The following is a 14,508-nucleotide window of genomic DNA, read 5'->3' as shown; positions in this document are numbered from 1 at the left end:
CCCGTAGCAGCATCAATATAAGTCGTGCTGGTTGTCTGGCTGCTGTTACCGGCTTTAATTGGTGCCATGGCGTTAGACGCGTCCAGCAGTTCCAGGCTAACCTGGCCAGCAGTACCGCTTACGTTTTTCAGGTGACCGGTAACCACATCAACACTTGGGCCTGCTTCAAAGAAAGCTGAAACTGTTTTCAGGGTGCCAGCACAGTTGCTCAGTGCCATGTTAAAGCCGGTGCTGCCTGCAACCTGGTTAGCAGAAGTCAACTGGTTAGTACCGACAGTTGGCAGTACTACTGTTGCGTCTGCACCCTGGCCGTCGACGGATACGTCACAAGTAGACGCTGTCAGTTCACCGTTAAAAGTGATGGTACCGGTAGAAGCGGCTTGAGCAGCGTTAACACCCGCGAATGCAGCAACGATTGAGGCAATAATAGCTAACTTTTTCATTTATATTTCCAATTAATAATAGATGTATGAGTTAAATAACTCAGTACTGTTGTGTTAATTTGGTGGCGGTTATTCCACAAGAATCCATTAGATATCTATTTATCGCTGCTGGGCAATAAGACCAGTAATGAGTTTTTTCAACAATCCAATAAATGTCGAAGCTCAATATATATACTTGGTAGCGAAAACGATATTTTAAATATCTTTTAAGAGCGGGAGTAAAGCGGGTTTCTAATATTCACAATGTCCGTGCTGTATATTAAGCGACTTAGAAACCTGAAACATCCTTGTCGCTGTGCTCACTTGCTATTGATTAAAGTATACATGATCGATTCATCTGGTAAATACAGATATCACAGATCAATGATCTGCAAGCAATATTAATTTGCAGTATATTATACTGAATGTTTCCTTTGTCGAAGATTTTTAGATCGTCTACATATAAAAAAGTAATCGTTAATGTGGATTAAGATCATTTTAGTAGCTTATTATGTTTTTAATTTAAAGAATAAAATAATCCATTTCCATTTAGGGGAGTAACCAATCCCAAACACCCCGTATTTTAGCCTACAGATAAAAAATAAAATTCCTACGACGGCGTGGGAATTTTATTTTTTATTTACCTGTGTTAGTGCATTTATCCTACATTCACCCCACTTAATTCTCGATAAACACAAAGTAACATCATGCTTTTTTTTATAAAAACACAAGGCTCATCTTTTGGTAATTTGCACATAGCCAGTAGTGAGCAACTTACCGCTGGGTTCAACGCAATACCCCTGAAATGGAAAAACGGCCAGGCAGCCAGCAAACGAATCCCGATGAGCTGACTCAAGTCAGTGATTCGGGTGAGTAAGTGCCGCTAACAACGCTGCGGCGTCAAGGACGAAGGGAACAGCCAAAGTCATTGTCGTTGCAGCCAGGCAGCCAGCAAACGAATCCCGATGAGCTGACTCAAGTCAGTGATTCGGGTGAGTGAGTGCCGCTAACAACGCTGCGGCGTCAAGAACGAAGGGAACAGCCAAAGTCATTGTCGTTGCAGCCAGGCAGCCAGCAAACGAATCCCGATGAGCTGGCTCAAGTCAGTGATTCGGGTAAGTGAGTGCCGCTAACAACGCTGCGGCGTCAAGGACGAAGGGAACAGCCAAAGTCATTGTCGTTGCAGCCAGGCAGCCAGCAAACGAATCCCGATGAGCTGACTCAAGTCAGTGATTCGGGTGAGTGAGTGCCGCTAACAACGCTGCGGCGTCAAGGACGAAGGATGTAGCGCGCCTCAAACACCTCTCGCGGTAATGGCTCTGAAAACAAAAAACCCTGCCCGCAGTAAATACCGTGGTTTAGCAACCATTGACGTTGCTCATCGGTCTCGACACCTTCGGCCATCACTCGCAACTTTAATACTTCTGAAATAGTGGCGATAATTCGCGCCATTACATCATCTTCTGGCAGGTGCTCCACAAAGCATTTATCGAGCTTAATCATGCTGATTGGTAGGCCTTTCAGGTGATTGAGATATTGAAGACTTGAATATCCCATACCAAAATCATCCAAAGCGATCGACAAACCTAGCCCTTGTAATTCGCGCAGTAGCCCGAGAGCTTCATCCAGATTCTGAATACGGGCAGTTTCGGTTATTTCCAGTAATAATTGGCGCGGGTCGATTTGATACTGATCGATGATGGTTTTCAGATGCGGTAAAAACTGATCACTCTGCACCTGCAAACCCGAAATATTTACTGCCAAAGATAGGGTAATCCCTTGTGCTTTCCAGTCAGCCAGAATGCGGCATGCCTCTTCCAGTACCCAGTTACCCAGTGGCATCATCACGCCCCCCTCTTCCGCTCCGGGGACAAACTCTGAAGGGGAACGATAACTGCCATCCGGTTGGGGCCAGCGTAACAACGCTTCTGCACCGATAACCCGCTGATCTTGCATATTCCATTGGGGTTGTAAAAACAGCCTGAAGTCGTGATTTTCAATTGCCTGTAAAATGTCATGCTCCTGAGTCAGTCGCTTTTGCGTTTTCTCAGTCAAATGCGGCTCAAACACGATAATCTGGTTTCGCCCCTGATGGTGAGCGGCCATCATCGCAGTACTGGCATTGCCCATCAGAGACTCGGCTGTTTCATCTTGGTATTGGTAATCAGTAATCCCAATACTGGCGCTGGGCCGCAGTTGCATATTGCCAAAGACTAAGGGTTGGGTAATTTGCAGCATAATCCGCCGCGCCAACTGCATCGCCGGGAACGGGCGGCTGATCCCTCTGGCAAGTACTGCAAACTCAGTTTTACTCAGTTGCGCCAGCAAGCTGTTTTCATCAATGCATTGTTCAAGTTGCTGTGCCATCGTCAGCAAGAGCTGCCGGTGCTGCTCTTCACTCATTACGCCGGACACTTCTTGCAATGTTTCAATGCCAATGACTAACAGGTGGAATTTCTCAGCATGCATACCAGCTGCAATTTCCTGCTCAAGTAGAGCCATAAACAACGGGCGGTTGGGGAGTTCAGTCACCGGGAAACGGGTATTTATACGGGTCATATCCGTATAAGCTTCGGCTAATAGTTGCTGGTTACGGTTGTAATTGTGTACCAGTACGCCTAATTCATCATCCTGATGGTGGGCAGGTAAGGACAGTTGGTGGTTAAGCACACCTTGCTGACCAATCTTTTCCAGCTCTTTGGCCATCGCCCGCAATGGATGAATAATCAGGCGATTAATACACCAGGCGATAGAGACCGAAAGTACCAATGCCAGTAACAAATAGGTCGATAGCATGGCCGACAATGCACTGAGAATGAACTGATACATACGAAATGAGTCGGCTCGCAACACTAAATGTGCCAGTGGCTGCGGATTTGCAGATACCCGCTCCAGTGCATACAACGGTATTGTTATCTGTACTGGCAGGGAAAAAATACGCTTAGCCCAGCGTGGAACAGGCCGTTCTGTGGGGAAGTTAGCATGTAATACCTGAATCTGATTCGGTAATATCACTTCAGCGCGGCTGAGAATACCAATCGGTAACAAGCTATTGAGGATTTTTTTGGCTTGTGGGACATCGACACTTAGTATGGCTTCTGACAACGGTTGGCGAACCGAATATGCGATGCTCTCCAACTGCTTGGCGTAGTCATCTTTGCGCTGCTGCACAAAGTGGAACAACTGAAGGACGATAAAAATACAGATGGTCACCAGTGCCACAACTGCCACTGCCGCCATTTGTTTAATCGTTAATGAACGCCTTACCTGCAAACTCGCTCTCCGCCAATGCCAACTGAATAATATAAGAGGGTGCCATGGTGATATGGCGACTCGTCGATGCTGTCTGAGTATACCCTTCTTGCTTGAAGTTGCCGCGATGTTAGCGGCTCTCCACTCTCGAAGCACTAACCAGCATCAGCTTATGGCTCGCTCACAGCGAGCCGGTTACTTTGGGTGTATGATACTCGATCGCGTTCAGATTTTATCTGGTGAAACCAAACCGGAGGGGAAGAATACCGTGGGTTTCAGTCTTTTCCTATCAGGATCGCAACGTCAGAGTGCTATTTCTCACTCTAACGTTGTTTTTTCGTGCAAATCATCACGACCCAATGATTACTTAAAATCTGCGTATGGCACCAATGGCTGTGGTGGCATATCCAGTGAACCTTGCCAGCCAGCCAGAGAGTAACGCAAGTAGATAAGCGCATGGCTTGGGGTATAGTCCTTCGCCTGCTGGATATCAACCCCAGCCCCCAATGTCCAATGCGAACTCAACCGGCGCTCGATCAAGGCGCGCAAGGTATAACCCACCCCATTGCTGCTATCACCATCATCGGGTTCATACCGGTCTGGAATGGTCTGGATACTGTGGTTGAGCAGATTTTGCAGTGGATAACGCGCCCGTGAGCTGGTTGCCGAATGTGAAACAGACACCGACCCACCCAACTCCCACGACCAGTTAGCCGTCCGCTGCCGATAGTTTACCGGAATAGCCAATGACAGATATTTTTGCGGGCTGTAATACCCGCCCTGGCCTAGCGTATAACCGCTGAGGTCTTTTTGATAATGCCACCACATCCCGTTCAAACCGACGGTAACACGGCGGTTATCTTCGTTGATTAGCTTGTAATAATAACCCGTCATAAAGCGCAGCCGCTGGTTATCCGCCACATTCTGCCCGGTCAGGTAATGATAACTTAAATCGCTCCACACTCCGTGAGCCTCACCTCGGTCATAACTGGCTCCCAGGCTCACACCGTTGGCACGCACGCCCCCCCAGGTCACATTGGTATTCGGATCTTTGGCTCCGGCAAAGGCCAGCATCGAGCTGGATATTGGCCGACGTGACGCCGTGGCGGTCCAGCCAATATGATTCCAACTATTGCTGTATGCCAGCCCACCGACCACATCAACGACATCAAAACCCATCGGTGTAGTACCGAGATCAGTTTCCCAACTGTCATTTTGCCAGCCCACGGCAACACTGGTACCCGTTGCCTGTTGATGTAGATTAGTCTGACATGGCTTTTCTGTCTGGTAACAGGTACCGGCTTTATATCGAGTATTCTTGTCAAAGGTCCCGGCATCCATCTGCACCGTATCTGTTCGTAAGAAAGCCCGACCATCAGCCAGCGAGGTATCTACCTGCAACATGGTGTTGTGCGCCCGGAGATCAGAAATCCCTTCCGTGCCGCTTGACCGCAGGTAGTCGTGATCAATCGTGATACGGGTATCCTGCTGGCGATAAAGGTCAGCGGCATCAGAACGAATGCCCCGCTTAAGCCAGTCATCGGTGGCCTGATTGCGGGTCAGCAAGGTATAACTGTCGTTATCCGCCGCCAGTGTCGGTGTGATACCACTGGCTACCATGGCATGTTTGAAATCATCTTGTGCCGCAGCGGGTTGCCCCTGCACTTGTGCTAATCGACCTGAATCACGGAATATCAATGCATTATCCTGTGAGGGTCCCCCTTTAGCTGCCGCCGGTTTCAAGCGCTGGAAGATCTCTGCCGCTTTTTGTGGCTCACTCACACCGTACCAGGCATTGGCTATCCGCCGCTGGGCGCTTAAGCTAACCCCGTCACCGGAAAGTGGCTCATGTTGTAAATATTGGCGAGCGTCACTGAGACGGCCTTCGGCAATATAAGCCTCAATCTCACCCAGAATAGCATCGGGGTTTTGTGGCTCGCGCGCCCGAACTCGCTGATACCCCACCAGCGCCGCGTGATAGTCACCACGCTCCAACGCCCAATCGGCAAGCGTCAAGTCAATGGCAGTGTTGGCTGGCTGTTGACGTAATAGGGTTATCGCCCCTACTTCATCACCACTAGCCCGCAGTTGGCGAGCTAATGTCAGTAGCTGAGCAAATTTCAAGCGCTGGTCTAAAGCGCGGATATTATCGTTCCAGTGCAGGGTTAGCAGTGTTGCCAAATGCACCAATGCCTGACTATCACGCCCGGTGCTGGAGAGATACAGCGCATAGGCATATACCTGCTCGGGGTCTTTCGGCTTACGGCTCGCTAATTGGTGGAACTGTGCGTCAGCTTCCACCAAATGCCCCTCTTGCGCTAACGCTTGTGCCAGCCGGTAGGTTATCCAGACATCATCCGGGGCCATCTTCAGCGCCTGGCGATATCTTTCCGCTGCTTGATGCCATTGTTGCTGCGCCGCCAGATTTTCGGCTTGTTGTTTCAGCATATCGACTTGCAGGCTGTCTAATGTGTCACGCATTTTGGCTTGTTGACTGCGTGACAAACTGCTCAGATAACTCAGTGCTTTTTGCGGCGATTCGCGCTGGTAGATATAGGTTAGCCCTCGTACCGCACTGCCGTTTGATGGGTCCAGACGGAGTGCCTGCTGATAATACTGCTCGGCCGTTTTATCATCATGACGGGCCACGGCAACATCAGCCAAACCAATCAATGCATAGCTGTCGCTGCCATCAATATGGCGCGCTTGCTGGTATTTCTGTTGTGCCACCCCGGTATTACCGGCTTTCAGCGCTTTATCCCCCTCGTCATTTAGCAGCCAGTAGCGATTGGTTTTTATCAGGCTGATCCACTTGTCGCTTTTCAGACCATCTTTATCTGATTTTTGCGCCAGTTCAAACAAGCGCAGAGCTTGGGCACGGTCACCACTACGGGCATATGCCAGACCCAGCGCGCCGAGGATCTCGGGGTCATTAGGTGCGGCAGCCAGTGCCTGTTTTAGTGCGGGGATCGCCGCCACCCCGCCACCGCTGTCTACTTTTGCCAATCCACTTAAACGCGCTTGATAAGTCGGTGAAGCCAGCATGGCCTGCTGGCTGGCTAATGCTTGACGGGCGAGATTAGCCTGAGGGCCAGACGAGAAGATGTTGAGGAAATGGGTCAGCGCCGCCACGCTTTGTGGACTGACAGTCATGGTTTTGACCGTCTCCATCCACAAGTCTGCGGCATCTGAAGCTCCCACTGGGTCTGCGGCCACTTTCTCCAATATGGCATAACCTTGTGTGGCATTTTGCTGATTGAAATACAGGCGCGCCAAGGCCATTCGCAGCGCGACATTACCGGGGTATTGTTGGTCAAGCGCGGCTAATTTCTGGGTGGCGAGGGCTTCCTGCCCCGGTACACGTGCGACCAACCGCCAGTATTCCACAGCAAGATCCAGTGTTGGTGGTTTGCCTTGCAACAGTTGATCATATTGAACTTTGGCCTCAGTCACCCGCCCGGCGGTCGCTAACAGACGCGCTTGTTGTAATTGTTGGCGTACCTCCGGCTTAGTCAGCGCCAACAGCAGTTTAGCCCGCTGATAAGCCTCTGAGTCGGGTGCCAATTGTTGCAGCTTATCCAACTGTTTTTGTGCTTCAGCCAAATTACCCTGTCTCAGAGCCTGGCGCATTCCTGCCGCCACCACTTCCGGGTTATTCGAGTCCATCATATTCAAGCGATACAGTGATTGCTTAACCAACTCGTCTCTATTGGTTGCTTCCCCTAGCCGTACCTGCTCCAGTAAAAACTGGGTCGGTGAGATAGGCTCTGCGCCCTGCGCCGGAGTGGTAAAGGCTTGGGACAACAGCGCTAAGCTTAAGAGCCAGTATATTTTAATGTTGCGCATTGACTGTTCCATGAGGGCTGAAGCTCACCCTGACGATTGAAACTATAACGATGCTGCGCCCATCCCTGACCAAACAATGTCAGCACCGCACTGTAATAGGCATCTGCGGGCGGTGGCGAATCTTGCACACGTTGTTGTTGCACGCTCAAGGTTTGCTGATTATAGGGTTCAGGGCTACTGGCTAAGAATGGCAGTAATGCTGCCGAGAACCCTTCCGATCCCTTACCACTGGTTTTACCGTTACTGGTATCCGTATTTTCTGGTGGTACCCCACGTTGTTGGGTTACCGCCGCCATCGGCTGGAAGCGCTGGATTAATATAGTCTTTTCTGGGCTGTTATTGGACAACATACCAACCCACAAATAGCTGCGTATCGCATCGTAGCTACCGACATCGGGCCGTGTCTCATCAGGTTGCCAGCCTTTGCCCTCTTGCCAAACCACCCAATCAGGGGAGAAACCATAGGGTGCCGTTTCAAGCAATAAGCGCTGATTGACTTTAACCATCGCTTTCCACGGCCCCGCCAAAGAGGCAAAGCGGGCCAACAGTTGTGGCGGCAGATAACTTGGGTTGAGCCGCCAACGGTCATCATCATTAAAACCAATTTTTCCCGGCAATAGCATTTCGCCAAGGCCCGGAATATTCACCACTTCCTCTTGAGCGATACGTTGCAGCAACAAAGTACCCATCGTCTGGTAACGGCGGCTATCCCATAGCCGCCCCGCTTCCAGCAAGCTGTATGCAATCCATAGATCCGCGTCAGAGGCCGAATTGGGGTCCAGAACATCCCAATTATTATCTTTGCGTTGTCCCCATAGCCATACCGGCAGACGTGCGGTTAAATCCCCAGCGGCCAGGTTGTTTTCCGTCCAGGATAATAATTGGTCAAAGGTTTCCCGATCATTGGCAACCAGAGCAAAAAACAACCCATAACTCTGTCCTTCCGACGTGGTGACTTTCCTCGGGCTGCTGGGATCAATAACGCGCCCGCCATCGCTGACATAGTCATGTTTGAACTGCTGCCATGCTGGCCAATCACATGTTGCTGCGCTACCAAAACTGACGAGCAGCAGGGCACAGATCTGTCGCTTAAACATCACGACCTTCAACATCAATCTCGCTCATCAGGTGATAACCGGCGGCGACTGATCAGACGTAATACACGCCAGACCATCATTGCAGCCATAACCACGACCAATACGGCCACCCCTGCCAACAGTACCGGATGGGTAGATAAGGTATGCCAGATACGTTCCCACCACGGTAAATGACCGACATCATAGGTCTCACCAACTCGCAGGCTGTTGACGCCCGACTCGCGAATAACCGCGACCGAGCCAAATATCGCTTCGCGTTTGCCGGTATCGAGCATGGCATTGTTCAGTAAGGTATAACCACGCGAACTGTCGGCCAATAACGCCACAATACTGCGCTGAGGGAAGTGAGGTGACTGTAGACCGATAATCGCCGACATCGCCCCTTCAGAGCTTATCGTCGCCTGGCTGTCTGCTACCCAATCTGATTGCGGTACCATCATGGTTGGTAAGCCGGTTTGCCGGTTTGGCATTTTTACCCAACTCAGGGTCTGTTCCACCAGCACGTTAATCTTTCGATCATTGCGCAGTTCTGGCGGAATGGTGCCAATAATCAGCACATCTGCATCTTTCTTCGCCGCCTGTGACCAATCATCGGTAATGTTAATACCGACCGCGGGATAACCCACCTGCGCCCCGATATTTCCCACCGCATTGAGTAGGGTGGTTATCTGTGCTGGTGCCGGGTTTGGTGGTACCAGAACTAGCGTTTCGGAGAGATCAGCCATACGGCTGAAGGGGAATCCAGCATTGGCAAATGCCCGCAGATCAGGCATTTCCATAAAGTGACGGTAGCCGGAGAAATCAATCGTAGAGTTACCGTCAATTACCGCGTGATTCGGCGCGGTAGAATAGGTTTCACATCGCCCCTCGGCACCGCTTGCCAGCAAGGTGCTGTAATCAAAATCAAAACGTAGTTGATTAGTCGCGCCCAGTTTCAAGGACGGAATGCTTAGCCTTTTGGCGGCATCCTGTAAGCCTTGTAGCAGTGGCAGACGCAGGATCTTACTGTCTTCGGGCATATTCGGTGACAGTGGGTAATCCTGCACAAACTGATTATTCAAGCTGATACTTAAGCGGGAACCATCCATCAAACGTGTTGAGGTGTAACGATATATCAAGCGCATATCGATACCAGCACTGCGAGTCAAGAACAAATCCGGTGGCAGATTCATCGCTAATGAAATCGGCGGCGGCAGTAATCCCGATGTTTGCAGTTGCTCAGGATATTGCTGCAACTCAGCAAATGTCATCGGGCGGTCGGTACGCACCCAATTTGGTGCATCATAAGGCAGGCGAGGTGCTAATGGCTCAACCTTATCCACCGTTACATTCTGACCACGAAACAGAATATTGCCTTGCGCGATCCCCTGTGCCGCAGTAATCAGGTCATTATCATCGCGCCCCAGAATCAGCAATAACTTCACATACGGGTTATTCGGATGACTGATGATTTCCACCGTTGGAGCTTTCACCGGCGGGTAATCTTTTAGGAAATCAGGGCGTTGAGCGTTAGTCGCGAATACTACGCCATGCTGAGTAGGCAGTTGGTTATACAATACCGGGAAGTTCTGCCCATGCCATTGCGCCTTATCACCAAACCATGAGGCCAGAATAGCCGCGGCCCGCTGCTGCGACACATCAGGTGCAGCAGCAAATATCACGGGTAGAATCAGCGGGCGATTATCTCTGGCATCAAAAAATGGCTCAGGAAAGTGGGATAAATCATTTTTAACCAGCAGCGATTGATAGCGCAAATCCAGTGAGCTGGACTTACTGACATCCAACCACAGGGTATTGCTCGCTGGGTTCTCACAGATATTTTGATAATGGCCGACAAAAACTAACCGCAAGCGGTTGAAATCAGTGATGTAACGCGGATCGATCGGTAATTGAAGGTGGGTGGGTTTACCAAGCTGATCTTTGGTGATCGCCATGACGCCCATCAGTTCATCATTCAGCAAGATTTTCACCTGCGACTCCACCGGGATCAGCGAAGGTGATGGCGTAAACTCAAGATTCAAGGTCGCATGAGTCACCACCTCATCACTGCGCACGCCGAACTCAAGCTGGCCTTCAGGGTTAGTGCCACGCAAGGAGAAGGTCCCCGGCGGCGGCGCGATTTTGGCAAACGAATATTCTACGTCGCGCACCGGTATATCACCCGATATTGCGGGTATCTGCGCCGCGTCAGTGGCCATGACCGCCGATTGAGCTGACGGTACCGTTGGAGTTTCAGCATGGGTGAATGACGTCAATCCCAAAGCCAATGCGGTAAACCACGTTATTTTTCTCATCACCATACCATCATCAATGTTGAGCCACTGTCTGGCCTTGGCTACTCGGAGCCTGATTTTTACCGACGCCATGGGGTACAAATGACGCTATCCAGGCAATCAGGGAAGTAAATCCTACTAATACATTTCGCATTACCGGTGGCGCATAGCTGGCCATACGGACATATCCTTTAAAGCCCAGCGCCAACACATCGCGCAGGCTTTCAATTGGCTTATCTTCAGGAAAACCATCCTGCCACAGCGCCCAGGTATCGGCACGGGCAAAGGTACACTGTATAAAATCAATATGTTGTGCCACGCTCAGTTGATGCATTCGCATCCCGGCTTTAGTGCCGAAGGCACGGGTCACCTCACAGGGGAAGGTGTACTCCTGCGCCCCACGTTTGAGCAGTAAATGAACCGCCTCACCCTCTTGCAGTAATCCGGCTTCGCGCATTTCAATCCCCACGCCACCATCGGAATAGTCGCGCAATGTACAGGAGAACAAGTGACCATCAGCACGAGCTACTGCGGCTGGCATGGCTATCTCGACCCGGTGTGACTGGCGAACTTGTTTAGCTTCAACTGCCACCGCGACGGCACCGCCTAAAATCGTCATGTTATAAATCACCCACACCAAGCTGATAACCACCGTCATAATTTCATTCGACGGGCCATGACCCAAACGCCACAAACCCGCAATCAGGCCGGCAACATTGAGAAGAACCAGCGCGATATACGGGCGGGTGATCACCCAATCCACATGCTGCTCTTCAACCAACCCCCCTTTCGACGTCACGTTAAACGTCCCTTTGTGTGGGCTGAGAAGTGCCATGGTGGTCGGACGGGCGATATACCATGCCAACACCGTTTCATAGATTTCACTCCAGAAGGAATGGCGGTATTTCCCTTGCAGACGGGAGTTGGTCAGACTGGCATGGATCATATGCGGCAACACATAGAGTGCAATCGCTAGTGCCGGAGCAAAAATGATGTAAGCATGCAGCAACAAGAAAGCCAGCGGAGCGGTTAGAAAGATTAAGCGTGGAATACCGGATAAAAAGTGCAGCATGGCATTGGCATAACATAAGCGCTGGACTAACTTCAGCCCCTTACCCAGTAGCGGATTATCCAGCCGGAAGATCTGAACCATGCCCCGCGCCCAGCGGATACGCTGCCCGATATGCGCCGATAAACTCTCGGTTGCCAAGCCTGCGGCCTGCGGAATGCGGATATAGGCGGAGGAGTATCCTTTACGGTGCATACGCAACGAGGTATGGGCATCTTCAGTCACTGTTTCTACCGCAATACCGCCAATAGCATCTAACGCACTGCGGCGCAGCACAGCGCAAGAGCCACAGAAGAAGGTGGCATCCCACATATCGTTACCGTCTTGCACCAAGCCATAAAACAGTGTGCCCTCATTCGGCGTCTGACGAAAACGCCCCAGGTTTCGCTCAAAGGGGTCGGGAGAGAAAAAGTGATGCGGCGTCTGGAGTATGCCCAGCTTGGTATCTTTAAAGAACCAACCCAACGTCAGTTGCAGGAAAGAACGGGTCGGCACGTGGTCGCAGTCAAAAATAGCGACAAACTCACCGTTAGCCTGTTTCAATGCATGGTTAATGTTACCGGCTTTAGCATGCTCGTGGGTGGGTCGGGCAATGTAGTGCACCCCGACCTCAGCAGCGAATGCTTTAAACGCGGGTCGGTTACCATCATCCAAAATATAGATATTGATTTTGTCTTTTGGCCAATCAATACCAAGAGCGGCATAAATAGTTGGTTTAACCACGCCAAGGTCTTCGTTATAGGTCGGCACCATCAAATCAATGGTCGGCCAACTATTGATATCATCCGGCATTGCCACCGGCTGGCGATTAAGCGGCCAAATGGTCTGGAAGTAACCCAGCACCAGCACCACCCAGGCGTATGTTTCAGCGAACAGCAACAATAAGCCGCATACCAGACTGACGGGGTCATCCCAGTTCAGCGTTTCGGTATAGCGCCACCACAGATAGCGGCAGGAGACGGTTAAAGACAGCACGATAAGCATTAAGGTTGGTAAGCGGCCCGGCACCCGTCGCACCACCATCGCTAACGCCCAAAGCAGCAGCACAAAAACGAACTGCGCCATCATGCCAAACGGCTGAGAAATACACAGCAGCGCTAATATGCCGGTGAAAATACCCAAAATAATAAACAGGACCCGGCGGGTGCGCTTTGATGACGGGGTTAATCGGGTGATAAGCGATTGTTCCAGGCGCTGGAGTTCAAAACGTTCGGGCATGTTCCCCAGCCAACGGATATAACCTTGTCTTGTATGTTTTACCCACTTTTTGCCGACTGCGGCAGGCTGGAGCCTCTTTTCATTGCGCGATTCAGGATAGGTCAGTATCAGCCACAGCCCTTGCAAGAGATACCGTAGGCCATCGCCAAGCCGTGGGCGAATAGGTGAAATCTGTGGGAACCAGTAAGTGCGGTTTTGTATTACACGTTGCCAACTGGGCGACTCAAAACGCAGAAAAATCCAGCACAACGGCAGCGCCAACGTGGTCAGAAAAGCGGTAAGCACGGTGCAACCTTGCTGCATATACAGATGATAACGACGGCGCATCCCCTGATAAACCGGGGTCAGAAATAACATCCGCATCAAGTAGTTCATAGCCTGTTGTTCGCCACAGTAATCAAACACCAATTTGCCAGTGTGGTGACCTCTTCAGCAGCCAAACTTTGCCCACTGTATTCACCCAATGGTTGTTTGGCCGCCAACGCTTCAGCCATTGCTTCATCACGATGAATAAACGTAGGTAATAAGTTATCCAGGCTTTGTAGCCAAAGCTGATGTAAATCCTGTTGTAGATGGCTACTGGCAGAAAATTGGTTCAGCAGGAAATGGCAGTCGACAGGCAGATTTTGCTGATGTAGGCGAATATGACAACTGGCATCGGCATGGATCAATACCAGCACCAGATCAGCCAGCGCTAAAATCTGGCGCGTGAATATACTATCACCCGCAGGGATATCCAATAGAATCCAGCAATCGGGCGCGCTGGCTTGCAACGCAGACAGGTTTTCTCGCCATTGACCGGGGTGCTGTTGTAAGGACGCGTTCAGTTGCTCAGTTTCAATGAGAGTTAGTTGGCCAAATGGCAGAAAATCTAACCCTTCGGTATAGCGCATCGCCCCTTGCTGCCAACCTTGGCCCTCAATTTCAGCTTTGGCCCAACCACGGGGTTGATCAAACGGCATATTAAAATGCAACCGCAGTAAATTATCCGGTGAAAAATCGATCACCAGAACTGATTCCTTCAGTTGTTGCAATGCCCAGGCAAGCGCGGCGGTTACCGATGTGGTACCAATCCCCCCTCTTATCCCTTGTAACGCCAGTACCGGCATAAACTATTCACTCCCTGTGGATTGTGCCAGTTCAGCCAACAATGGCCAGCGAGCCATCATCTGAGTTAATCGTTCCTGACGGACGATATCGATATAACTTAACGTTGGTAATGAGAAAGCCTGAGTTAATGCTAGTAGATCATCCTGAGATTCGAGCGATGTTTTGGCGTGAAATCGATTTATTATGGTTTTCATTTATCCGCCTTTAGAAAATAGGCTATG

General features: G+C 50.6%; 8 protein-coding genes. All 8 read right to left on the bottom strand.

The genetic code is table 11. From position 1 onward, the window contains the following. The coding region (locus V2A85_RS06240; protein WP_420071076.1) for a fimbrial protein at positions 1–443 on the bottom strand (443 nt) is incomplete at its 3' end. Between the two features lie 1,248 nt (positions 444–1,691). After that, entirely contained in the window at positions 1,692–3,695 is a 2,004-nt protein-coding gene (gene hmsP, locus V2A85_RS06235; protein WP_227746572.1) for a biofilm formation regulator HmsP, read from the bottom strand. Between the two features lie 342 nt (positions 3,696–4,037). After that, complete coding sequence (bcsC, locus tag V2A85_RS06230; RefSeq protein ID WP_420071075.1) at positions 4,038–7,520, bottom strand: cellulose synthase complex outer membrane protein BcsC; 3,483 nt, start codon at positions 7,518–7,520, stop codon at positions 4,038–4,040. Beyond that, a complete protein-coding gene (gene bcsZ, locus V2A85_RS06225; protein WP_420071074.1) occupies positions 7,490–8,632 on the bottom strand; it encodes a cellulose synthase complex periplasmic endoglucanase BcsZ in 1,143 nt (380 codons plus the stop codon). Before bcsZ ends, bcsC begins: the two co-directional genes overlap by 31 nt. Next, on the bottom strand, positions 8,632–10,917 hold the full coding sequence (gene bcsB / locus V2A85_RS06220; RefSeq protein WP_420071077.1) for a cellulose biosynthesis cyclic di-GMP-binding regulatory protein BcsB: 2,286 nt from the start codon (positions 10,915–10,917) through the stop codon (positions 8,632–8,634). The genes bcsZ and bcsB overlap by 1 nt, the downstream gene beginning before the upstream one ends. Before the next feature lie 7 nt (positions 10,918–10,924). Then, positions 10,925–13,552: a UDP-forming cellulose synthase catalytic subunit gene (gene bcsA / locus V2A85_RS06215; RefSeq protein ID WP_420071073.1), complete on the bottom strand. Its 2,628-nt coding sequence runs from the start codon at positions 13,550–13,552 to the stop codon at positions 10,925–10,927. After that, a complete protein-coding gene (bcsQ, locus tag V2A85_RS06210; RefSeq protein ID WP_420071072.1) occupies positions 13,549–14,286 on the bottom strand; it encodes a cellulose biosynthesis protein BcsQ in 738 nt (245 codons plus the stop codon). Before bcsQ ends, bcsA begins: the two co-directional genes overlap by 4 nt. Before the next feature lie 3 nt (positions 14,287–14,289). Beyond that, positions 14,290–14,481 (bottom strand): cellulose biosynthesis protein BcsR, encoded by a 192-nt coding sequence (gene bcsR, locus V2A85_RS06205; RefSeq protein ID WP_083161389.1) that lies wholly within the window; start codon positions 14,479–14,481, stop codon positions 14,290–14,292. Positions 14,482–14,508: the final 27 nt, after the last annotated feature.

Origin of the sequence: Yersinia sp. 1252 StPb PI, from assembly GCF_048593885.1 — a bacterium.
Lineage (GTDB): Bacteria > Pseudomonadota > Gammaproteobacteria > Enterobacterales > Enterobacteriaceae > Yersinia > Yersinia enterocolitica_E.
The sequence above is the reverse complement of the archived record's forward strand: the minus strand, read 5'-3'. Positions and strand labels throughout refer to the sequence as shown.

What these genes read in the sequence shown, in the direction of transcription:
- bcsC (WP_420071075.1), bottom strand. Translation starts at nt 7,520, where the DNA reads ATGCGCAACATTAAAATATACTGGCTCTTAAGCTTAGCGCTGTTGTCC.
- bcsZ (WP_420071074.1), bottom strand. Translation starts at nt 8,632, where the DNA reads ATGTTGAAGGTCGTGATGTTTAAGCGACAGATCTGTGCCCTGCTGCTC.
- bcsB (WP_420071077.1), bottom strand. Translation starts at nt 10,917, where the DNA reads ATGGTGATGAGAAAAATAACGTGGTTTACCGCATTGGCTTTGGGATTG.
- bcsA (WP_420071073.1), bottom strand. Translation starts at nt 13,552, where the DNA reads ATGAACTACTTGATGCGGATGTTATTTCTGACCCCGGTTTATCAGGGG.
- bcsQ (WP_420071072.1), bottom strand. Translation starts at nt 14,286, where the DNA reads ATGCCGGTACTGGCGTTACAAGGGATAAGAGGGGGGATTGGTACCACA.
- bcsR (WP_083161389.1), bottom strand. Translation starts at nt 14,481, where the DNA reads ATGAAAACCATAATAAATCGATTTCACGCCAAAACATCGCTCGAATCT.